The sequence below is a fragment of the Variovorax sp. GW821-FHT09A10 genome, from assembly GCF_059418385.1.
Genome location: NZ_JBWKPT010000007.1, coordinates 286,253 through 308,202, shown reverse-complemented (window position 1 = coordinate 308,202; position 21,950 = coordinate 286,253). Strand labels below are relative to the sequence as shown.

Genomic DNA, 21,950 nt, shown 5'->3' with positions numbered 1-21,950 from the left:
CCATGTCCCCTTCCTCCTCCTCCTCCTCTTCTTCGTCCGCCGACATCGAACGGCGCGCCCGCCGCCGCGCCGGCGCCAAGATGGGCTGGTTCATCCATGCCTTCGTCTACGTGGTCGTCAACGTCGGGCTGGTGGGGCTTGCCGCCTCGCGCGGCCACAACTGGGCCGTGTACCCGCTCATGGGCTGGGGCCTGGGCCTGCTGATCCATGGCGCCGTGGTCTGGCTCATTGCGCCCGGCGGCGGCCTGTACGACCGGCTGCTGGAGCGCGAGCGCCGCGCGCTGGGCGGCGAGGACCGCCGGTGAGCCTGGGCCTGTCGCTGTCGCCCCTTGCCGCCGGGCTCAGTGCCCGGTTCAGTGCCACCAACCTCCAGTCCATGCTGCGGCATGGGCTGATCACCGCGGTCTTCAACTGCATGATTGCCAGCGCGCTGACCATCGCCGGCGGCGGCAGCTGGGCCGCCCACATGGTCTATTCGCTGGCGATCGGCACCGCGAGCTGGCTGTTCATCGATGGCGGCCGGCTCCTCATCACCGGACACCGCGACGCCCTCTGGCCGAAATGGCCGTGGGGCCCGCTGCTGGTCGTGGTGGGCGTGACCTTCGGCTTCCTCACCGGCAACCTCATCGGCGACGCCTGGAGCGGCGCGCCCGCCTTCGACTTTCTCGACCTGCGGGGCCACAAGCTGGCCACGGGCGTCACCATCACCATCATCGCGGGGGCCGGCATCTGCTTCCTCTTCTACAGCCTCGGCAAGAGCAAGTACATGCAGAGCCAGATCGAACTGGCCCAGCGCAACGCCACCGAAGCCCGCCTCAAGCTGCTCGAAACCCAGCTCGAGCCGCACATGCTGTTCAACACGCTGGCCAACCTGCGCGTGCTGATCACCGTCGACCCGCCGCGCGCCGTGGCCATGCTCGACCGGCTCAACAGTTATCTGCGCATGACACTCAGCGGCTCGCGCGCGTTGTCGCATCCGCTGTCGGCCGAGTTCGACCGGCTGGGCGACTACCTCGAACTGATGTCGGTGCGCATGGGCGAGCGCCTGCGCTACACGCTCGACCTGCCCGATGACCTGCGCGACACGCCCGTGCCGCCGCTGCTGCTGCAGCCACTGGTCGAGAACAGCATCCGCCACGGGCTCGAGCCCCAGGTCGAAGGCGGCGAGATCGCCGTGCGCGCGCGCCGTGAGGCGGGCGAACTGGTCATCGAAGTGAGCGACACCGGCGTCGGGCTCGATGCGGCACCACCGCAGCCTTCGGAAGGCAGCGGCTTCGGGCTCGAACAGGTGCGCGAGCGGCTGGCCACCGTGTACGGTGAGCAAGGCCGACTGAGCCTGCGCCCCGCGCCGACGGGCGGCGGTACGTGCGTCACCCTGAATCTTCCCCTGCCTGCCTGACATGCCCCAAGACGACAAGACGATGCCCCTCACCGCCCTCATCGCCGAAGACGAACCCCTGCTGGCCCAGGCCCTGCAGGCTGAACTGGCCGCCGCCTGGCCCGAGCTGCGCGTGGTCGCCACCGCCCGCGACGGCCGCAGCGCCGTGCGCGAGGCGCTGAGGCTGCTGCCGCAGGTGCTGTTCTTCGACATCCGCATGCCCGGCCTGGACGGCTTGGGCGCCGCCGCCGAACTGGCCGACAGCTGGCCCACCGACGAGGCGCCGATGCCGCAGCTGGTGTTCGTGACCGCCTACGACGAGTACGCCGCGCGCGCCTTCGAGGCCGAGGCCATCGACTACGTGCTCAAGCCCGTGCAGCCCGAACGCCTGCGCAAGACCGTGGCGCGACTGCGGCAGGCATTGGCGGCGGCGCCGTCGATGACGCCCCCCGTTGCGGCCGACGAAGCGCTGGAGCGCACCCTCGCCCAGTGGCGCCAGGTTCTGGGCGCCGCCGGCGGTGCGCCGTCGGCATCGACGCCGCCATCAGCGCCGCTGCGCATGATTGCCGCGAGCGATGCCGGCGGCGCCACCGTGCGCATGGTGCCGATCGACGAGGTGCTGTATTTCGAGGCCGCCGACAAATACCTGCGCGTGCTCACCGCCACGCAGGAATACCTGATCCGCACGCCCCTCAAGCAACTGCTGCCCCAGCTCGACCCCGACACCTTCTGGCAGGTGCACCGGGCGGTGGTGGTGCGCAGCGCGGCCATCGAGGCGGTGCACCGCGACGAGGCCGGCAAGCTGCACTTGGCGCTGCGCGGGCGGGCCGAGAAGATCCCGGTCAGCCGGCTCTACGCCCACTTGTTTCGCGCCATGTGAAATCTGCGCGCCCAGCGCCCAGCAAAAAGCCGGCCTTTTCGGGGCCGGCTTTTTTCATTCAGTCACGAATGGCGTTGTAAATCAGCGCCAGTGGCCGTGCCCATGGCCGTGACCGCGGTAGTAACCACGACCGTAGTAGCGCGGGCCGTAATAGACCGGCGGCGGCGGTGCGTAGTACACCGGGGCCGGACGGTAATACACCGGCGGCGGCGGACGGTAGTAGACCGGGGGCGGCGGCGCGTAATACACCGGGGCCGGCGGTGCATAGACCGGGGCCGGGTAGTAGGCGGGTGCGCCCACGCCGACGGCCACGCCGGGCACGCCGACGCCGATCGACCAGCTCACGTCGCTGCGCGCGCTGGCCGAGGTGGCGGCAAACAGCGCACTGAAGGCCACCGCACCGGCGGCGGCCCATTTGAAGAAGGTAGAACGTGTGACGCTCATGATGTGGAACTCCTTGTTGAGGGGGCGTTGTGGGCCCATGTGTGTATTGAACGCCCCAAATGCAAACCGCGTGGACGCTGCATTGTGAAGAGCGTTGCCAAAAGTAACCCCCGCAGGCCCCCCTCTAGAATGACGCGATGACCTCCCCGACCGACAAAAGCGGCACCAAAACGACCGCTGCACCGAGCAATTTCCTGCGCCATGTGATCGAGAACGACCTCGCACAGGGTGCCTACGCAGGCCGCACCTGGGGCGGTTCCCCGGGCGACGCCGCCCACCACGCCCAGGGCATGCCCGACCCCGCCAAGGTCCGCATGCGCTTTCCGCCCGAACCCAACGGCTACCTGCACATCGGCCACGCCAAGAGCATCTGGCTGAATTTCGAGCTGGCCAAGGAATACGGCGGCGTGTGCCACCTGCGCTTCGACGACACCAACCCCGAGAAGGAAGAGCAGGAGTACGTCGATTCCATCCGCGACGCCGTGAAGTGGCTCGGCTACGAAACCTACCTGGCCGACCGCCCCAGCGCGCCCGGCACGATTCAGGAACACGAGTACTTCGCCAGCAACTACTTCGACTTCATGTACGAAGCCGCCGAGTACCTGATCGGCGCCGGCCTGGCCTACGTCGACGAGCAGACGCCCGAAGAAATGCGCGCCAACCGCGGCGACTTCAACACGCCCGGCACCGACAGCCGCTTTCGCAGCCGCACGCCCGACGAGAACCTGGCGCGCTTTCGCGAGATGCGCGACGGCAAGCTCGCCGACGGCGCCGCCATCCTGCGCGCCAAGATCGACATGGCGAGCCCCAACATCAACATGCGCGACCCCGCGCTGTACCGCATCCGCCGGGCCACCCACCACAACACGGGCGACAAGTGGTGCATCTACCCGATGTACACCTACGCGCACCCGATCGAAGACGCGCTGGAGCAGATCACCCACTCCATCTGCACGCTCGAATTCGAAGACCAGCGCCCCTTCTACGACTGGCTGCTCGACCGCCTGGCCGAAGGCGGCCTCGTCGCCAGCCCGCACCCGCGCCAGTACGAATTCGCCCGCCTGAACGTGACCCACGTGATGACCAGCAAGCGCAAGCTGCGCCAGCTGGTCGAAGAAAAGCACGTCGACGGCTGGGACGACCCGCGCATGCCCACCATCGCCGGCCTGCGCCGCCGCGGCTACACGCCCGCCGCGCTGCAGCTGTTCTGCGAACGTAGCGGCACCACCAAGTCGGGCGGCTGGATCGAATACGCCAGCCTGGAGGCCGCGCTGCGCGACACCCTCGACCCCATCGCGCCGCGCGCCATGGCCGTGCTCGACCCGGTGAAGCTCGTCATCACCAACTGGGGTGAGCTGATGGGCAGCAACGACGCGCTCGACGACTGCTCCGCCCCCGTGCACCCGCACCATCCCGAGATGGGCAAGCGCGAATTCAAGCTCGGCCGCGACGTCTGGATCGAGCGCACCGACTACGAAGACGTTCAGCCCAAGGGCTTCTTCCGCCTGTTCCCTGGCAACAAGGTGCGCCTGAAGTACGGCCACGTCATCGAATGCACCGGCGCCACGCGCGACGCCGACGGCAAGCTCCTCGAAGTGCAGGCCACGCTGGTGCCCGACACCAAGAGCGGGACGCCCGGCGCGGACGCGATCAAGGTCAAGGGCAACATCACCTGGGTGGCCGCGGCCGATGCCGTGCAGGCCGAGGTGCGGTTGTACGAGCGTCTGTTCGCCGAAGCCAACCCGGGCAGCGGCGAGCTGCTGGACGAGCTGAACAAGCACAGCCTGGAGGTGTGCACAGCCTTCGTCGAGCCGTCGCTGGCGAAGGCCGAGCCGGGCGTGGGCATCCAGTTCGAACGGCATGGCTACTTCGTGCGCGACACGAAGGGCGCCGCCGCCGGCGGACAGGTGGTGTTCAACCGCGCGGCGGGGATGCGGGACAGCTGGGCCAAGTAAGCCCGCTGGTCGCGTTCTCCTGCGAAGCCGGGGCCGTTGAGGCTCCGGCTTTTTTCATACCCTCATCGGTTGACATAAGTTATTGATTTGAAATAATTTTCCGTATAAATTAGGACTCTTGTTTTTTATACGGAAAATCATGGACTTCCAGGACATCGGCGACGACGCCCGGCGCCAGTACATCGATGCCAGAGCCACGTTCGAGGCCCTCGAAGCGGCACAGGTGCAAGCCGCAGGCGTGCGCGGCGGCATGTACTGGAAGACGGTGAACGGCATCGAGTACCTCGTGCGCACCAGCACCCGCAACGCACAAAAAAGCCTAGGTGCACGGAGCCCCGAGACCGAGGCCATCCACGCAGGCTTCATCCAAAGAAAGGAAGAAGCCGAGGGACGCATCAAGGATCTCGGCGAGGCACTCGCCCGCCATCAGCGCATGAACCGGGCCCTGTTCGTCGGCCGCGTGCCGACCATCGTCATCGATATCCTCGACATGCTCCAGCGTGCGGACATCGCAGAGCACTTCACCGTGGTGGGCACGCACGCGCTCTACGCCTACGAAGCAGCAGCGGGCGTGCGCCTGCAGAGTGCCGCCGTGGCCACGCGCGATGTCGACCTGCTCTGGGACACGCGCAAGCGTTTTCGCCTGGCAACGCAGCTCAAGCGGCTCGATTCGTCCATGCTGGCCTTGCTGCGCAAGGTCGACAAGACCTTCGCCTTGATCGCCGATCAGCGCTACACGGCGGTCAACAGCAAAGGCTTCGAGGTCGACATCCTGCGTCGCGAAGCACAAGAGCATGACCCCCACCCGGCACAGCTCAGCGACGATGAAGACGACTTCTGGGCCGTGCAAGCCCACAACGCAGAACAGTTGGTGAGCGCCCCGCGCTTCTCGGCCGTCGTGGTCGGCACCACCGGGCACATGGCGCGCATGAACACCGTGCATCCACTCGCCTTCGTGCGCTTCAAGCGGTGGTTAGCCCAGCGACCCGATCGCGATCCACTCAAGTCTGGACGCGACAGCTTGCAAGCGGACACCGTGGAAGAACTGGTGCGAGACTATCTGCCGCAGCTGGCCGATGCGCCACGCGATGCCACCCGCCCATGAATCTGCCAACCAGCTCCCGCCTCATCCGCTTCAACAAACCCTACGGCGTCCTCAGCCAGTTCACGCCCGAGGGCCGCTGGCGCGGGCTGAAGGACTTCATCGACCTCCCCGGCGTCTACGTCGCCGGCCGCCTCGATGCCGACAGCGAAGGCCTGCTGCTGCTCACCGACGACGGCAAGCTCCAGGCGCGCATCGCCGATCCGCGCTTCAAGATGGAGAAGACCTACTGGGTGCAGGTCGAGGGCGTGCCGACCGACGAAGCGCTCGAGGCGCTGCGCAACGGCGTGCAGCTCAACGACGGCCCCACGCGCCCCGCACGGGCGCACCGGCTCGATCCGCCGCCCGAGGTGTGGCACCGCGAGCCCCCCATCCGCGAGCGCAAGCTCATTCCCACCGCGTGGCTGGAGCTGGCGATCAGCGAAGGCCGCAACCGCCAGGTGCGGCGCATGACGGCGGCCGTGGGGCTGCCGACGCTGCGCCTCATCCGCGCCGCCATCGGGCCTTACACGCTCGACGGACTGGCGCCCGGCACCTGGCTGGAACAGAACGGTGGCTGAGCCGCCGCATAACCAACACTTCATTCGAATCCTGTCCATGCATATGAACTTCCCTTTCTCCGACCGCCCCTCTGCCGCATTGAACCGCCGCAGCGCCGTGCTCGGCGCCCTCGGCCTGCTGGCGCTGCCCGCCGGTGCCGCGGCCCCGGCCAAGAAAAACAAGCAGCAGGCGCCCGACGTCTGGCCGCACGCCTTGCTGGTGCCCGGCGGCGTCGCCCGCCTGTCGCTCGGCCCCGCGGCCACGCGCCCCAAGGCCTTCGCTGGTGATGTGCCGGTGCTGGTGCTCGGCGATCCGATCGAATGGACCGCGCTGGTCGGCATTCCGCTCGCCACCGTACCCGGCGAAGCCAGCATCAGCGTGCGCGCCGAGGGCAAGCCCGAACGCCAGATCGCCTACACCGTCGCCCCGAAGCAGTACCGCGAACAGCGCCTGACGGTGGCGCCGCGCACGGTCGACCTGTCGCCCGAGGACGAGGCCCGCTACGTCAAGGAACGCGATCACCTGACCAGCGTGATGGCCACCCTCACCGACCTGCGCCCCGACACCGCGCTGCAGATGCGCGTGCCCGTGCCGGGCCGCCGCTCCAGCTCCTTCGGCCTGCGCCGCGTATTCAACGGCCAGTCGCGCAATCCGCACAGCGGCATGGACATCGCGGCCGGCACCGGCACGCCCGTGCGCGCGCCGCTGGCCGGCAAGGTGATCGACACCGGCGACTACTTCTTCAACGGCGGCACCGTCTGGGTCGACCACGGCGGCGGTCTGCTGACGATGTACTGCCACCTGAGCCGCTGGGACGTGAAAGTGGGCGACGTGCTCAAGGTCGGCGACCAGCTGGCCGCGGTGGGAGCGACGGGGCGGGTGACCGGGCCGCACCTGCATTGGGGAGTGATGCTGAACCGGACGATGGTGGACCCGGCGTTGTTCGTTGCGGGTTGAGTCGCGCGCAGGAACAGGCCCTCACCGCCCTCGGTAATCTCGGCGCATGACGACCCGAACCAAGTCCTTTCTCATCTGGCTCGCCGTCGTCCCCGTGCTCACGGGCCTGTGCCTCATCGGCCTGAGCCTGTTGCCGCTGTGGTTCGCGTACCTCCTGCCCTATGCGATCGGGGCGGCCGTGCTGGTCGTCCTCGTGGCGGTCTTGGCCGCAGGCGGCGCGACCCGGACCCTCGGTGCGAGCGTTGCGGGGCTCGCTGGTGGCGTCGTGCTGGTGAGCGTTGCCTTCAGCATCGCCGACGCCGCACGTCGGGCGGATCGGGACGCTTCGTACAAGGAATTCCGGGCGTTCAGCCAGACCGTGGCGCGCGGCGACCGGAAGGCCACGGCGTCGGCGCTCAATGACCTGCGGCACTTCACGCCGGCCGAAGCGCTCTGCGTCCTGGGCGCCGACAGCGGGAGCGGCGGCTCGGGATATCTGATGCCCGAAGGGCCGGACACGCAGCGCACCCGCATGGGGCAGCGCTACTTCATCTCGACGCCGCGACTTTTCGAGGTGGCCGAGATCCTCGTTTCGACGCAGCCGGCCCAGCGTGAAACGCAGGTGGCCCTGTCTCAAATGCTGCAGAGCTTGTACTGGCGCGACGACCCCTCGGCATTCCCGCGCTGGGAACAGCTCTGGCTGCGCACAAAAACCGCCACGGACGGCACCGCCGGATGGCACTTCGACGGCGCCCGTTTGAGGCGGCCACCCGCGCGGTGCGGAGGAGACGACGACACGCACCTGGCCGGACTGGTCAAGGAGATCAACAAGCCGCCCGAAACACCGGAAGAAGCGCGTGCCCCCGAGTCCGGCAGCTCGCAGGCGCGGCAAGCCGCGGACAACGCGCTGCGAGACGCGCAGAGCAACGCGGTCGCGCGGTGAAGACCCGGGCGCCCGCCCCCGGCTTATAAAGAGATCTTTCGAGGAGCGAGGCGAGCGACCGATGGCAAAACAGACAAGAGCCGAGCGCCGACGCGAGCGCGCGCGACAGGAACTGGCCGGCAAGGCCTGGATGGCGATCTTCGTCGGCATCCTGCTGCTGGTGGTCGCCCCCGTCTTCCTGAAAGGGCCGATCGTGGGCACGCTGGGGCCGGCGCTGCGGCCTGCCGGTTGGGTCGCACTGGCGATCGGGGCCGTGCTGCTGGGCTTGCACTACGTCGTCCGTCGTCAGGCCACCCGCGTGGAGATCGAACCCGCGGCAGCTCGCGCTCCCGCACGCCCCGCGCCCGCCTCGACAGCCGGGCGTCGCGAGCCCGTGCTGTCGCCCGCGCCATCGACAACGCCCCATGCGGGCCAGGAATCGCAGTGGAGCCCCGCCGTACTCCAGGCCATCGAATGGCGTCGCTTCGAGGCCTTGTGCGAAGCGCTCTACGCACAAGCCGGGTTCACCACGCGCAGCCAATCGCACGGCGCGGACGGCGGCGTCGATATCTGGCTGCAGTCCAGGCACAGTGACGTGCCGCGCATCATCCAGTGCAAGCATTGGCAGAGCAAAGCCGTGGGCGTCAAGGAGATGCGCGAGTTCCTCGGCGTGATGGCTTCGCACCAATTGAAGAGCGGCACCTACGTGACGAGCTCGACCTTCTCGGCGGAAGCGGCGGCGTTTGCGAAGGCGAACGGCATCCACGCCCAAGACGGCGCGGCCCTGCTCAAGCTGATCGGCCAGCGCACGCCCGAACAACAAGCGGCACTGCTCGCCGTGGCCTACGAAGGGGAGTACTGGCGGCCGACCTGTGCGAGTTGCGGCACCAAGATGGTCGAAAGAAGCTCGTCCAAGAACGACGGCAGCTTCTGGGGCTGCGCCAACTACCCGAAGTGCCGGGGCCGGACGATCCCGAAGTCGAAGGCATCCGCGACGATCTGACCAGGAAGCGCGCCATGGCCCATCCAGCGATATTCACCGAAGCCTGCCTCGCCTCCTCGTTCGCCCCCACCGAACGCCGCGAAGCCCTCGCCCGCCTCAACACCCTCTTGCACCCCGCCCTGCAGCGGATCGTCGCCGCCGAGGTCGCCGCGGGCAACCGCGTCGTCGATGCCGGCGTCGACTGGCCCGACGAGGGCTCGGTGCACGTCACGCTCCAAAGGCACTTCACGGCCCGGCACGCCGGCAAGCAGGCCGCTTTCAGCCTCTGCGACGACCCGCACTACTGGCATGCCGACTACAGCACCGCGGACAAACCACGGCACCTGCTGATCTGCTGAACTGAAGGGCGTCGGCCTCAAAGCGGCCTGGTCAGGTACACCGCCTCGCGCCCGACGATCGTGCGCTGCGCGGGCATGAAGATCGTGCAGTCGTCGCACGGCGCGCGGATTTCGTCCGGGCCGTTGGTGGCGATCAGTTCGCCCTTGGCGAAGGTCTCGAAGCCGATCAGCGGGCGCACGAAGGCGAAGTCTTCCGACTTGATGACGTGCGTCTGGAGCAGCTCGAAGCGGCGCTGCTCGCCGGGCGCGGGCACGGCCGGGTCCTTGTCGATGAGGCCGAAGTGCGCCAGGAAATCGAGCGAGATGGCGGTGGCCAGCTCGGAGGCCGAGCGCAGGAAATGCTGGCCGCACTCGGCCACCAGCGCCACGCCCTTGCCGTCGGCCCGGCCATGCTGGCCGTGCTGGATCAGCGGCGTGCCCGAGCCCAGGCCGTCGGGCATCACCAGGTGCACCGACGGGCGACCGATGGCCATGGCGGCCTCGGCGTTGCGGTCGAAGGCCGGGTACACCCAGAACGGGATCACGGGCTGGCTCGTGGAATGAATGTCGAGGATGTGGTCGGCCGCGCTCACCACCGGGCGCAACTCGCGGGCGCGGCGCAGCTCGGGGCTGTCCTCGCTGCCGTCGAGCCATTCGGGCGACCACACGCGGTTGAGGTTGTGCACCAGCTGGCGGCTGTCGAACGGCAGCGCCTCGTTGAAGGACTCGTAGGCCGCCACGTTGGCAAAGCTGACGGTGAGCGTGCCGATCTTCGGGCGCACGCCGGTGTCGAGCAGGTGCGTGGCCGCGGTCATGCCGCAGATCTCGTTGCCGTGCGTCAGCGCGTTGATCAGCACGTGCGGACCGGGCTTGCCGGATTCGAAGCGGTGCACGTAGTCGATACCGACGTTGCCCTCGCGGTAGGCGGAAAGATCGCGGGGGAGGACTTCGAGGGCGGGGGGAGATTGGGTCATGGGGTGGTGAACAGGTGGGATCGGAGGCCGCCGGCAAGTTTGCTACAGCTGGCAAATTCGTGCCGTGAGCCGCAAATCCCCCGATGCGGCTCATGTCCTGAGCCGCATCTCCCTCACCGGCCTCTCGCCCTTACCAATTCACTTCCCGCTCCGGCGTCGCCGAAATGTGGTGGATCGACAGGTCCGCCCCGTCGTATTCCTCTTCCTGCGACAGCCGCAGCCCCATGGTCGCCTTGAGCACGCCGTACACCACCGCGCCGCCGATCAGCGCCCAGACCACGCCGAGCAAGGTGCCGATGAGCTGCGCCCACAGGTTCACGCCACCGATGCCGCCCAGCGCCTGCGTGCCGAAGATGCCGGCCGCGATGCCGCCCCAGGTGCCGCACAAGCCGTGCAGCGGCCACACGCCGAGCACGTCGTCGATCTTCCATTTGTTCTGGGTGCGCGTGAACATGAAGACGAAGATGGCGCCGGCCACGCCGCCCGCCACGAGCGCGCCCAGCGGGTGCATGAGGTCGGAGCCGGCGCACACGGCCACGAGGCCGGCGAGCGGGCCGTTGTAGACAAAGCCGGGGTCGTTCTTGCCCATGGCCAGCGCCACCAGCGTGCCGCCGACCATGGCCATCAGCGAGTTGACGGCGACGAGGCCCGAGATCTTGTCGATGCTCTGCGCGCTCATCACGTTGAAGCCGAACCAGCCCACGCACAGCACCCACGCGCCCAGCGCCAGGAACGGGATGTTCGACGGCGGGTGCGCGCTGAGCGAGCCGTCGCCGCGGTAGCGGTTGCGGCGCGCGCCCAGCAGCAGCACGGCCGGCAGCGCGAGCCAGCCGCCCACGGCGTGCACGACGACCGAGCCGGCGAAGTCATGGAACTCGTGACCCGTGACCGAGGCGATCCAGCCCTGGATGCCGAAGGCCTTGTTCCAGGCGATGCCCTCGTACAGCGGGTAGACGAAACCGACGATCACCGCGGTGGCGATCAGTTGCGGCCAGAACTTGGCGCGCTCGGCGATGCCGCCCGAGATGATGGCCGGAATGGCCGCCGCGAAGGTCAGCAGGAAGAAGAACTTCACCAGCTCGTAGCCGCTTCTTGCCGACAGTTCGGTGGCACTGACGAAGAAATGCGTGCCGTAGGCCACACCGTAGCCCACCAGGAAGTACACGATGGTCGACACCGAGAAGTCGACCAGGATCTTGACCAGCGCATTGACCTGGTTCTTCTTGCGCACGGTGCCCAGTTCCAGGAAGGCAAAGCCGGCATGCATGGCCAGGACCATGATGGCGCCGAGAAGGATGAACAGCGCGTCAGCGCCCTGTTTGAGTGCGTCCATGAGAGCTTCTTGCAGGTTTTTGGTTTGATTTGGTGCGTCGCACCCGAACGGCTCGGGGCGCCGGCGCAAGAAAGCAAAAATGGTGCCTGCAGGCTCTTGAATGGTGCGAAACGACCCAGGAATGGGCCGATTTCGCGGGACGCGCACCGGATCGGAACGCGCCGAAACCCTCAGCCCGCGCCGCCGCGCAGCGCGTCGCGATACCGCCGGCTGCAGGGCACGCTCGTCCCGTCGCGCATGTGCAGCCGGGCGTCGCCGCCGTCCAGCGGCTCGATCTCCTTGATGCGGCCCAGGTTCACGGCGTGGCTGCGGTGCACGCGCACGAAGGTCGCCGGGTCGAGCTGGGTCAGGAAGTCGGTGAGCGTGGCGCGCAGCAGGTAGTCGTGGCCGTTGACGTGCAGGCCGACGTAGTTGCCCTCGGCTTGCAGCCAGTCGATGTCGGTGGCGGCGATGAGGAATTCGCGGCGCAGCTTGCGCACGAGAAAACGTTCGGGGCGTGCCACCACGGGCGATGGCGCCGGCGGCGCTTCGACAGCGGGCGCGGGAGGCACGGCAGCGTCGGTGGGCGCCTCGGCGGCCACCGGCGGCATCGCAGCCTCGGCCGCCCCTGCATCCTCCGGCGCGTCGAGCACCCGCGCCTCCCCCTGCAGCCGCAGCATGAACAGCCGGTAGGCCCAGATACCGAAGACCATCGACACGTATGCGCGCACGTCCTTCAGGTATTCGTAGCCCCACTGGCCGCGCCAGTCCGCGAAGTCGTAGCGCTCGCCGACCGCTGCGTAGGCCAGCGCGCGCAGCGCGAACATGGCCACCACGTGCACCACGCTGAAGACCACGCTGGCCACCGCATGCCCCGCCAGGTAGCGCAGCAGGTGCCTGCGCGGCAGCGGCGACAGCCAGCGCTCGACCGCCACGATGCCCGGCACCAGCGCCAGCAGCACGAGGTGGCTGGAACCCTCCCACACCAGAATCTCCCAGGTGGCGTGCGGCACGGCGCGCCGCCCTGCATCGACCAGCGCCACCGAGGTGTTGAACACGGCCTGCACCGCCATGACCACGATCCAGAAACCCACCTCCACGTACCGCCGGATCGGCTCGTAGCGTTCGTACAGGTTCTTGCGCGGGTCTCGCATGCGGCGAATTCTCGCGAAAACAGGCCCCTGGGGTCGGCCCATTTCGTCCCTGCGGGGCACCGCTCGTCACAAAGCGGGAGCGATCCGTCCCCTTGCCGCCCCCGGCCGGGGCCGCGGGCCCGAGCATCGCGGCTTCTTCGCTTCGAGGCGCCTGCAATGACCACCGCAACCACCCACCCGGCCGACCCACGCCGCCACGACATCGACGCCCTGCGCGCCCTCGCCTTCCTGCTCGTCATCCTCTACCACGTGGGCATGTACTACGTGGCCGACTGGCCCTGGCACCTGAAGAGCCCGCACGCGGCCGAGTGGCTGCCGTGGCCGATGCGGGTGCTGAACCTGTGGCGCATGGACCTGGTGTTTCTCATCTCGGGCGTCTCGCTCGGCTTCCTGAGCCGGGGCCAGGGCACCTGGGGCCTGCTGCGCAGCCGGGGCCTGCGGCTGATGCTGCCGCTGGCCTTCGGCATGGCGGTGGTCGTGCCCTACCAGGCCTATGCCGAGGGCGTGGCGCGCGGGCTGGTGGCGCCGGGCTTCGGCACCTTCCTGCTGCGCTACCTGTCGATGGGCGCGCCGTGGCCCAAGGGCGCGTTCGCGGGGGCGGAGTTCGGCATCACCTGGAACCACCTCTGGTACCTGCCCTACCTGTTCCTCTACACAGCGCTGGTCGCGCTGACGTTGCCGCTGTGGCGCTCGGCGGCCGGCCAGTGGGTGCGGCGGCGCTTCAACGGGCTGCGCGGCTGGCAGCTGCTGGTGCTGCCGGCGCTGCCGCTGCTGGCGTGGACGGTGCTGCTGGCGCGGCACTTTCCGGCCACGCACAACCTGGTGTGGGACTTCCACCTGCACAGCATCTACTTCACCGTCTTCCTCTACGGCTACTGGATGGGCGTGGACACGGGCATCTGGCGCGAACTCGAACGGCTGCGCCGCGTGTCTCTATTGCTGGCGGTGGCGGCGATCGGCGCGCTCATCGCGCTGCGTGTCGGGGCCAAGGCGCCGCCCACGGGGCTGCTGATGGACGTGCTGCGCAATGCCTACCTGTGGCTCGCGGTCGCCACCATCCTGGGCCACGGCCATCGCCACCTGAACCGCCCCTGGCCGTGGCTGCGCTGGGCCAACGAGTCGGTCTACCCCTGGTACATGCTGCACCAGACGCTGATCGTCGCGGGGGTGGCGCTGCTGGTGCCGCTCGCGCTGGGCCCGGTGTGGGAACCGATGGCGCTGGTCGCCGTGACGATCGCCGGCTGCTGGCTGCTGACCGACGGGCTGATCCGCCGCATCGGCTGGCTGCGCCCGCTGTTCGGGCTGAAGCGCAAGCCCGAGGCCGAGCCTGCCGTGGTGCTTACGTCGCCTGCTTCGGCGTCGTCGATGCCTCGTCCACCGGCACCAGGATGGCGTTCGCCGTCGCCACGAGCTTGAGCTTGTCTTCGCCCTGGCCTTCAGGCCGCGCGAACAGCTCGGCCCCGACGAACACCTGCTTGCGCCCCGCCTTCACCACGCGCCCGCGCGCCACGAAGGCCTCGCCGATGGCGGGCGAGATGCAGTTGATGGAGAAATGCGAGGCCAGCACGCGGCCCGCCACGGTGGCGGCCGCGAAGCCGCTCACGGTGTCGAGCAGCGCGGCGATCATGCCCGCGTGCAAGAAGCCCGCGTACTGGCCCATGTCTTCCTCGCGCCATTTCATGCGCAGTTCGGCCTGCCCGTCGGCGGCCTGTGTGACGTCGAAGCCGGCCCAGCGGTTGAAGGCGGCCGAACGGTTGATGGCCTGGATCGTGTCGAGCATGGGGGTGTCCTCTCAAGATGAATGTGGAAAGTGAGGCCCACTCTAGAAAGCCGCGCCGCCGCGCACCGTCTCTTGGGTGACCGGTTTGCCGCCGACAGATGCCTGCGCGACAGCAACGCGCCCGCGTCACCTCGGCGTCATGAAAAAAACTTCGCAACGCCTTAACCCCGTTCGCCCGCCCCGTCCGTAGAAGCAGAGATTCGTCACTGACTTTCTTCCGGAAGGCTTTCCATGCACACACCGTTCTCCGCCCGTCCCCTCCTGCGTACCACCGCCCTCGCCGCCCTCTGGCTGACCGCAGGCGCCGGTGCCCATGCGCAGCTGCAGGCCGATGCCTCGCGCATCACCCAGGTCAAGGTCTACCCCGGCAGCGCCACGGTGGAGCGCGTGGCGCGCGTCGCGGCGGGCAGCCGCTCGGTCACCTTCGCCTGTCTGCCGGCCGGGCTCGACGTGCAGAGCCTGCAGGTGTCGGCCGACGCGGCGGTGCGCGTGGGCGAGACCTCCGTGCTCAGCGAGGCGCGCGAGCTGTCGGCGAACTGCGCCACCAGCGCGCTCGACGGCCGCATTCGCGAGCTCGAAGACCAGAAGGCCGCGCTGCAGGCCGAGACCGATGCGCTGGGCATGGTCACGGGGTATCTCAAGGGGCTGTCGGGCGGCGAATCGGGCCCCGGCGCGCGTGCGCCGATCGACGCGCGCAACCTCACCGCCGTGACCGACGCGATGCGCCGCTCGGGACAGGACGCGCTGCTCAAGCAGCACCAGATCCAGCGCCGCCAGACCGACCTCGACCGCCAGCTCAAACCACTGCTGGCCGAGCGCGGCCGCACGCAGGGCCAGGGTGCGCAGGTGACGGCCGTGACCGTCACGCTGGCCGCCAGTGCCGACGCCGACGTGAAGCTCAGCTACCAGGTCAACGGCCCGGGCTGGACGCCGAGCTACCGCGCGCTGCTCGACACCACGACGCGCAAGGTGCGCATCGAGCGCCAGGCGCTGTTGGCGCAGGCCACGGGCGAGGACTGGCGCGGGGTGAAGCTGGTGCTGTCCACCGGCCAGCCGCGCCGCGAGACCACGGGGCGCACGCCGAGCGCGTGGCGCATCGGCATCGAGCCGCCGCCGCGCGCGAATGCCGACTTGGCGTACATGGCCGCGCCGATGGCCGCCGCCCCTTCCCCCATCGCCGCCGACCGCAAGATGGCCATGGAGCGCACACGCGAGCCGCTGTTCGACGTGAGCGTGTTCGACAACAGCTTCGCCACCGAATTCGCCGTGCCGCAAAGCATCGACGTGCCTTCCAACGGCCAGCGCGTGACCCTGGCGCTGGGCCAGCACGAGGACACGGCGCAGCTCGCCGCGCGCACCAGCCCGCGCGTGGACCCGAGCGCCTTCCTGGTCGCCGAGATGGCACAGCCCGCGGGCGTGTGGCCGGCCGGCCCGATGCAGCTGTACCGCGACGGCAACTTCGTCGGCCAGGGCCGCTGGAACGCGCCGAGCGACGCCAAGCTCACACTCTCGTTCGGCCGCGACGAACTGGTGCGCGTGCAGGTCGAGCCCGAGCGCGACAACCAGGGCTCGGGCGGCTTCGTCGGCTCGCGCGCCGAGCGCCAGGTGCAACGCGCCTACGTGGTCGAGAACCGCCATCGCACGCCGATCGCCGTGCAGGTGCTGGAGGCCGCGCCGGTGTCGGTCGACGAGCAGGTGCGCGTGACCACGCGCTTCGCACCGCAGCCAGCCGAGCAGGCGTGGAACAAGCAGCCGGGGCTGGCGATGTGGCGCTTCGACCTGGACGCGGGGCAGACGGCGCGCGTGTCAGCGGACTACACGATCGGGTATCCGAAGGATGCGCGGTTGCAGATGCGCTGAACGGGACCGGTTCGGGGCGCGTGCACAGGACACCGGGTACTCCCCTCCGCGAATGTCCCCCGGGCTTCGCCCTCCTCCTTGATTTCGCTGCGGGGAGCACCCAGTGCCCTGCGCACGAGGGCACGCGGTCGGTTCTCGGCTGATCAACCAGTGCGCTGAAAACGATCACGCTGATGGGGTGCCTTGCGCAGCGAAATCAAGGAGGAGCCCGAAGGGCGGGGGACATTCGCGGAGCAAGGTGCCCCGTCGGCGTGATCGCACCCCGAACAACGGCACTCAGAAATCAAACTTCGCCGACACCTCGAAGGTCCGCCGCGGCGCCAGCAGCACCTGGCTCGCGGCGCGGCCGGTCCAGGTCGCGTAGAGCCGATCCGTCAGGTTGCGCACGCGAAAGCTCAGCAGCGCATTCTTCAGGCGGTAGCTCACCGCCGCATCGACCGTCGTGAAGCCGTTGATGCGGATCTGATTAGCGTTGTCGGTGTACATCGGCCCCGTGTGGTTCAGCGCCGCGAAGTACTCGAACTTCGAGCCGTCGGGCCGGTAGGTGGCGAAGATGTTGGCCATGCGCTCGGGCACGTTCGGCGGGGTCTTGCCCACGCGCGAGACGTTGCCGGCTTCGACCAGCGTGTCGAAGCGCGCATCGAGCGCCGCGAGGTTGCCCGCCAGCGTCCATTCGCGCGTGGGCTTCCACACGGCCGACAGCTCGAGGCCGCGCGACGACTGGCGGCCGTTGTTCACGGTGGTGGCGGCGTTGTTCGGGTCGCGCGAGAGCACGTTGTCGAGTTCGATCTTGTACAGCGCGGCTGTCCACTCGAGGTTGGCCGCGGGCAGGCTCTGCTTGAAGCCCACCTCGGCCTGCTTGCCGCGCGACATCGGGAACGCGGCGTTCGACGCCGACAGCAGGAACAGCGAACCCACCGGCAGCGTGGCGTTGGTGTACTGCGCGTACAGGCTCGACTGCGGCGACAGGTCGTACACCGCGCCGAGGCGCCCCGAGGTGGCGCGGTAGCTCGCGCCGAAGCGCGCGACGCTGCCCGCGTTCAGGTCCCAGATGCGGCGGTCGACCTCGGTGCGGTCGTGGCGCAGGCCGCCGACCAGCGTGAGGTCGCGCATCGGCTTGAGCGCGTCTTCCACGAAGACCGACGCGACCTTCACGCGCGAGAAGGTGTCGGCGCGGTTGCCCGCGCCGGTGGTCAGCGCAGGGTTGTCGTCGAAGTAGCCGGTGTACGGGTCGAACACGGGCACGCGCAGTTGCGCGGCGGTGGCGGGGCTGCTGTTGGAGAAGCGGCGCTGGCTGCCGAAGCGGGTTTCGCTGTACTCGCCGCCGACGACGAAGCGGTTGTCCAGCCCGGCGATCTTTCCCTTGTGCGTGGCGTCGAAGCGGTCGAGCCAGAAGTCCTGGTCGTGCGTGATGAGCGTCTGGTCGCGCGCGATGCTGGCGGGCGGCACGAAGGTGGCGCTCTCTGAATTGCGGAACATGCGCCTGGACTGGTTGGCCGAGAACTCGTTGCGCCACGACCAGCCGCCGTCCAGTTGCCCCGTAAGGCGCGCGCGCAGCCAGTAGGTTTCGGACGAGTTCTCGTCGTCGCGCACGTTGTAGTTGGTGCGCGCCATGCGCCGGTCGATCACGCGGCCGTCGGGCGTGCTGACCACGTTCGTCGGCTGCGTGGCGAAGCTGCGCGGCACGAGCGGCGTGCCCCAGTAGGCGTCGTTGTCGTCGCGCAGGTAGTCGAACGACAGGTCGAGCTTGACCGAGCCGCCCAGGTCCACCAGCAGGCCGCTCGTGAAGTGGTCGATGCGCTCGCCGTTGCGGTCGATGGTGCCCACCTTCGTGTCGTTGCGGCTGTAGTCGAGCCGGTAGGCGCTGGCTTCGCCCAGCGCGCCGCCGAAGCCGAAGGCCGCGCGCGTGGAGCCGTAGCTGCCGTACGACAGCAGCGCCTCCTTGTGCGGATTGCTGCGGTCGGGCCGCTTGGTCACGAAGTTGACGATGCCGCCGATGGCACCTTCGCCGTCGAGCACCGAGGCCGGGCCCTTGAGCACTTCGATGCGCTCGTAGTTCCAGGTGTCCTGCACGCGGTTGGTGACGCCCGCGCCCGAGCTGCGCACGCCGTCGTACAGGTACATGAGGCTGGTGAAGCCGCGCAGCGACAACGTGGTCGGCGACGACGGCGGGCCGCCGCCCGACAGGCCCGCCATGCCGCGCAGCGCCTCGCTGAAGGTGCGCGCGCCGCGTTGCTGGATCGCGTCCTGCGACAGGATCTCGACCGAGGCCGGCGTCTCGCGCACCGAGAGGCCCAGGCGCGAAGCCGAGCCGCTCGACTCATCGAGGTGCAGGCTGTTCGCGTCGCGGCTGCCTTCGATGGTGACGGTGCCGAGTTCGGCGTTGTTGCTGCTGCTGTCTTGTGCAGAGGCGACTTGCAAGGCGGTGAAGGCGGCCAGCGCGACGGTGGTGCGGGTGAACGGGGTCATGGAACGGTGCGTGGAAGAAATGAAGAAAGCGTCAGGCCACCGAGAAGCGCCGCAGCCGCCAGGCCGCAAGGCCGAACAGCAGCAGGCTCGGCACCAGCAGTTGCAGCACGGCCAGCGCGGCCTGTCCGCGCACGAGCTCGGCGGGCTCCTCGTGCCAGGCGAAGGCGGGCATGCGGTCGAAGTCGGCCGGGGCGAGCGCATCGCGCGCGTCGATGCGCGGGAAGAAGAAGTCCTTCCAGGCCTCGTGGTGCGCCACGGTCTGGGCATCGAAGCGCGCATGGCGGCGTGCGCCGTTGCCGGCCAGCGCGGTCATGCCTTCGTAGGCCACGGCCGCCGGCGACACGGCGCCGAAGCGGCCCACCAGCGCCTGCTGTTGCGCCTGCTGCGCGTCGAAGCGCGCGAGCGCGGGGCGGATCGCTTCGTCGACCTCGCGCTGGATGCGGTAGTTGGCCAGCGAGCGGCCGGCGATCTCGATCTTGCCGTCGCGCGGCACGAGGATGGCGCCCTGCCCCACGTGCTGGTACTCGGTGCCCAGCAGGTCCTGGTAGCGCTTCATCGCCTCGGCCGTGACCACGCGCTGGCGCGTGGCCAGCTCGGTGCGCGACGGCGCGGGCGCGGCCTGCGTGACGGCCAGGTTCAGCAGCACCGGCGCCACGAGCACCAGCAGCACCCAGGCGATGACGAGCACCATCGCGTTGGTCGCCGACGAGGCGCCAAAGGCGTTCACCGCCACCACCAGCGCGAACCAGAACAGCGCGTAGGCGCCGACCAGCAGCGCCCACCACAGCGTGGCGCTGCCCGCGCCACCTGCCGTGAGCCCCGCATGGCGCGCGATCCACAGCACCGCCACCGGCAGCAGCACGGCCGGCCCCAGCAGCACGGCGGCGCGCACCGTGAGCTTGCCCGCGAGCAGCGTGCGCAGCCGCAGCGGTTGCGACAGCAGCAGGCGCAGGGTGCCGTTCTCGCGCTCGGCCGACAGCAGGTTGTAGCTGAGCGCGAAGATGAGCAGCGGCAGCAGGTAGACGATGACGAAGGCCAGGTCGAAATGCCCGCTCAGCAGGTGCCACGGGTTCTCGATGTCGCTCGGGTTCATGAACACGACGCGGCTCTGGTTCGTGACCTGGTACTGGCTCGGGAACAGGTCGCTCTGCCCCAACGCCACCGGGCCCAGCGGCGCGGTCGGCAGCAGCACGTGCTGGCCGCCGTAGCCGCTGGCCATGCGCGACGGGTCGGCCGGGTTCTCGAAGGGCGTGGGCTGTGCGGTGCCGGCCAGGATGGCTTCGAGCAGCGTGCGCTGCGCGGTGCGGGTGTCGCGGTCGGCCTGCGCCACGGCCGCCTGCGCGCGGTCGCGCTGGGCGGTCTGCAGCAGGCCGTTGCCCAGTGCATAGGCCACGAGCAAGAGGAACAGCGCGCCGACGACCCACAGGCCGCGCTCGGCAAGCATCAAACGCACTTCCTGGCGCATCACGGCCAGCAGGCGGCGGCCTTGGGGAGGATGGATGGACATGGGTGGCATCCCCTCTCAGAGCGCGCGCTGGCGCAGGGTGGCAAAGGCCGCGAACGCCGCCGCGAGCAGCAGGCCGGCGCACAGCACGAGGAAGCTGCGCGTCTGGTGCCGCAGCGCCCACCCGGCCCCCGGCGGGTGGTAGTCGAAGGGCGGCACGGTGGCCCAGAGCTCGGGTGTGGCCTGGTAGGAGAAGTGGCGGTCGCCGAGCGGATCGGCGTGCGCCACCAGGTCCTTGCTCATCAGGTCCTGGATGTGGCGGCGGTGCAGTTCGGCGGCCGTGGTGAAGCGGCGGTGGTGCGAGAAGTCGGTGCCCGCCATGCCCATCGAGAAGCTGCGCACCGCGAGCAGCGGCAGCAGCAGGCCGCTCCACTCCTGCACCTTTTGCTGCTGCTCCCAGGTGTCCCACAGGCGGCCGTAGTGGCGGTCGTACACGGGGTACGAGGCCTGGTCGTCCAGGCGCAGCGCAATGCCCCACTTGCTCAGCGGCACATCACGGCCCCAGCGCTCGGTGGTGCCGAAGTTCTGCTGCCAGACCTGGTTCGACACGGCCTTGAGTTCCGCGCCGAGCGCCTGGTTGAACGCCAGCCGCGTCGGGCTTGGGAACCAGGTGCGCGAGAGTTCGGAGAGCACGCGCGGCGCCATCACGGCCTGCCCGATCCACAGCGCGAGCAGCACGGTGATCGCCATGCGCGAGGTGGACGACAGCGCCGACACGCCCAGCACCAGGCACACGAAGATGCCGAGGTAGACCGCGTAGCCCAGCGACCACGCGCCCAGCCGCAGCAGCGCATCGACGCGCCCGCCCGGCTCCGCGCCCACCGCCACGGCCACGGCCGCCACGAGGGCCGCCGGCACGAGCAGCACCGCGAGCAGCGCCGACAGCGCGAGCGCCTTGCCGGCCAGCAGCCGCAGCGGCGCCACGCCCAGGCTCAGCGTCTGGCGCAGGATGCCCTGCTCGCGCTCGCCCGCGAAAGCGTTGAAGCCCAGCACGATCACCAGCAGCGGGCCGAGCACCTGCAAGATCCATCCGACCGAGAGGTTGCCGAAGCGCTGCAGGCCCGTCGCGTCCTGCGCGGCGTTGAACTTGACCTCGCTCTGGCGGTGCGCCTGCAGCCACACGGTGCTGCCGATGTAGGGGTTGATGCCCGCGTCGACCATCGACAGCGGCGGCTCGGGCTTGAAGGCATGCATGCCCTGGTGCGCGGCGTCGTGCGGATGGCGCTTGTCCTGGTGCAGCCAGTCGCGGTAGTCCATGGCCTGCGCGGCGACCTGCTCGGCATGCGCGCCGCGCTGGTGCGCCCAGCCGACGGCCAGCGCGGTGAAGAGCAGCACGGCCACGAGACCGCCGGCCCAGTACAGGCGGCCGTCGCGCAGGCGTTCGGTGAATTCGCGTCGGGCGATCCAGCGCATCGTCATC

General features: G+C 69.2%; 20 protein-coding genes. 12 read left to right on the top strand and 8 right to left on the bottom strand.

Annotated elements, in window-relative coordinates; genetic code table 11:
* Window positions 1–2: 2 nt before the first annotated feature.
* The 3 genes from AC07Q9_RS24765 (at window position 3) to AC07Q9_RS24755 (ending at window position 2,258) form a co-directional block, all read left to right on the top strand.
* A complete protein-coding gene (locus AC07Q9_RS24765; RefSeq protein WP_495312130.1) occupies window positions 3–305 on the top strand; it encodes a 2TM domain-containing protein in 303 nt (100 codons plus the stop codon).
* A 71-nt stretch (window positions 306–376) separates the two neighbouring features.
* Complete coding sequence (locus AC07Q9_RS24760) at window positions 377–1,399, top strand: sensor histidine kinase (protein ID WP_495312129.1); 1,023 nt, start codon at window positions 377–379, stop codon at window positions 1,397–1,399.
* Window positions 1,400–1,421: 22 nt separating this feature from the next.
* The gene (locus tag AC07Q9_RS24755) at window positions 1,422–2,258 is read left to right on the top strand and encodes a LytR/AlgR family response regulator transcription factor (RefSeq protein ID WP_495312120.1); all 837 of its coding nucleotides are present in this window, start codon (window positions 1,422–1,424) and stop codon (window positions 2,256–2,258) included.
* 81 nt (window positions 2,259–2,339) lie between these two features.
* Here the strand turns inward: AC07Q9_RS24755 and AC07Q9_RS24750 are convergent, their stop codons facing one another.
* Window positions 2,340–2,702, bottom strand: coding sequence for a hypothetical protein (locus AC07Q9_RS24750; protein WP_495312119.1), 363 nt, complete (start codon window positions 2,700–2,702; stop codon window positions 2,340–2,342).
* A gap of 137 nt (window positions 2,703–2,839) precedes the next feature.
* Between AC07Q9_RS24750 and AC07Q9_RS24745 the strand changes: the two genes are divergently transcribed.
* The 7 genes from AC07Q9_RS24745 to AC07Q9_RS24715 all read left to right on the top strand — a co-directional run bounded on the left by AC07Q9_RS24745 (window position 2,840) and on the right by AC07Q9_RS24715 (window position 9,498).
* A complete protein-coding gene (locus tag AC07Q9_RS24745) occupies window positions 2,840–4,657 on the top strand; it encodes a glutamine--tRNA ligase/YqeY domain fusion protein (protein WP_495312118.1) in 1,818 nt (605 codons plus the stop codon).
* A 139-nt stretch (window positions 4,658–4,796) separates the two neighbouring features.
* Entirely contained in the window at window positions 4,797–5,762 is a 966-nt protein-coding gene (locus tag AC07Q9_RS24740) for a GSU2403 family nucleotidyltransferase fold protein (RefSeq protein WP_495312117.1), read from the top strand.
* Complete coding sequence (locus tag AC07Q9_RS24735; RefSeq protein WP_495312116.1) at window positions 5,759–6,319, top strand: rRNA large subunit pseudouridine synthase E; 561 nt, start codon at window positions 5,759–5,761, stop codon at window positions 6,317–6,319. The genes AC07Q9_RS24740 and AC07Q9_RS24735 overlap by 4 nt, the downstream gene beginning before the upstream one ends.
* Before the next feature lie 43 nt (window positions 6,320–6,362).
* Window positions 6,363–7,256, top strand: a complete 894-nt coding sequence (locus AC07Q9_RS24730) for a peptidoglycan DD-metalloendopeptidase family protein (RefSeq protein WP_495312115.1) — start codon at window positions 6,363–6,365, stop codon at window positions 7,254–7,256.
* 46 nt (window positions 7,257–7,302) lie between these two features.
* The gene (locus AC07Q9_RS24725; protein WP_495312114.1) at window positions 7,303–8,178 is read left to right on the top strand and encodes a hypothetical protein; all 876 of its coding nucleotides are present in this window, start codon (window positions 7,303–7,305) and stop codon (window positions 8,176–8,178) included.
* A 61-nt stretch (window positions 8,179–8,239) separates the two neighbouring features.
* Window positions 8,240–9,160 (top strand): restriction endonuclease, encoded by a 921-nt coding sequence (locus AC07Q9_RS24720; RefSeq protein ID WP_495312113.1) that lies wholly within the window; start codon window positions 8,240–8,242, stop codon window positions 9,158–9,160.
* Window positions 9,161–9,174: 14 nt separating this feature from the next.
* Window positions 9,175–9,498, top strand: a complete 324-nt coding sequence (locus AC07Q9_RS24715) for a hypothetical protein (protein WP_495312112.1) — start codon at window positions 9,175–9,177, stop codon at window positions 9,496–9,498.
* Window positions 9,499–9,515: 17 nt separating this feature from the next.
* Here AC07Q9_RS24715 and AC07Q9_RS24710 read toward each other — a convergent pair whose 3' ends face one another.
* From AC07Q9_RS24710 to AC07Q9_RS24700, 3 genes are all read right to left on the bottom strand, one after another.
* Complete coding sequence (locus AC07Q9_RS24710; RefSeq protein WP_095948925.1) at window positions 9,516–10,451, bottom strand: M14 family metallopeptidase; 936 nt, start codon at window positions 10,449–10,451, stop codon at window positions 9,516–9,518.
* Between the two features lie 130 nt (window positions 10,452–10,581).
* The gene (locus tag AC07Q9_RS24705) at window positions 10,582–11,784 is read right to left on the bottom strand and encodes an ammonium transporter (protein WP_062476947.1); all 1,203 of its coding nucleotides are present in this window, start codon (window positions 11,782–11,784) and stop codon (window positions 10,582–10,584) included.
* Window positions 11,785–11,954: 170 nt separating this feature from the next.
* Window positions 11,955–12,917 carry a LytTR family DNA-binding domain-containing protein gene (locus AC07Q9_RS24700; protein ID WP_495312111.1) on the bottom strand — a complete coding sequence of 321 codons (963 nt, stop codon included), beginning with the start codon at window positions 12,915–12,917 and terminating at the stop codon, window positions 11,955–11,957.
* 156 nt (window positions 12,918–13,073) lie between these two features.
* On the opposite strand from AC07Q9_RS24700, the gene AC07Q9_RS24695 reads away from it, so the two are divergent.
* The gene (locus AC07Q9_RS24695) at window positions 13,074–14,333 is read left to right on the top strand and encodes an acyltransferase family protein (RefSeq protein WP_495312110.1); all 1,260 of its coding nucleotides are present in this window, start codon (window positions 13,074–13,076) and stop codon (window positions 14,331–14,333) included.
* Here AC07Q9_RS24695 and AC07Q9_RS24690 read toward each other — a convergent pair.
* Window positions 14,257–14,697 carry a PaaI family thioesterase gene (locus tag AC07Q9_RS24690; protein WP_495312109.1) on the bottom strand — a complete coding sequence of 147 codons (441 nt, stop codon included), beginning with the start codon at window positions 14,695–14,697 and terminating at the stop codon, window positions 14,257–14,259. The genes AC07Q9_RS24695 and AC07Q9_RS24690 overlap by 77 nt on opposite strands.
* 231 nt (window positions 14,698–14,928) lie before the next feature.
* On the opposite strand from AC07Q9_RS24690, the gene AC07Q9_RS24685 reads away from it, so the two are divergent.
* Entirely contained in the window at window positions 14,929–16,557 is a 1,629-nt protein-coding gene (locus tag AC07Q9_RS24685) for a DUF4139 domain-containing protein (RefSeq protein ID WP_495312108.1), read from the top strand.
* 276 nt (window positions 16,558–16,833) lie between these two features.
* On the opposite strand, the gene AC07Q9_RS24680 is transcribed toward AC07Q9_RS24685, so the two are convergent.
* The 3 genes from AC07Q9_RS24680 to AC07Q9_RS24670 are packed head-to-tail and all read right to left on the bottom strand — an operon-like array spanning window position 16,834 to window position 21,949.
* Entirely contained in the window at window positions 16,834–19,026 is a 2,193-nt protein-coding gene (locus AC07Q9_RS24680; protein ID WP_495312107.1) for a TonB-dependent receptor, read from the bottom strand.
* A 31-nt stretch (window positions 19,027–19,057) separates the two neighbouring features.
* Entirely contained in the window at window positions 19,058–20,533 is a 1,476-nt protein-coding gene (locus AC07Q9_RS24675; protein ID WP_495312106.1) for an ABC transporter permease subunit, read from the bottom strand.
* Window positions 20,534–20,548: 15 nt separating this feature from the next.
* Window positions 20,549–21,949 (bottom strand): ABC transporter permease subunit, encoded by a 1,401-nt coding sequence (locus AC07Q9_RS24670; RefSeq protein WP_495312105.1) that lies wholly within the window; start codon window positions 21,947–21,949, stop codon window positions 20,549–20,551.
* Between the last annotated feature and the right edge of the window lies 1 nt (window position 21,950).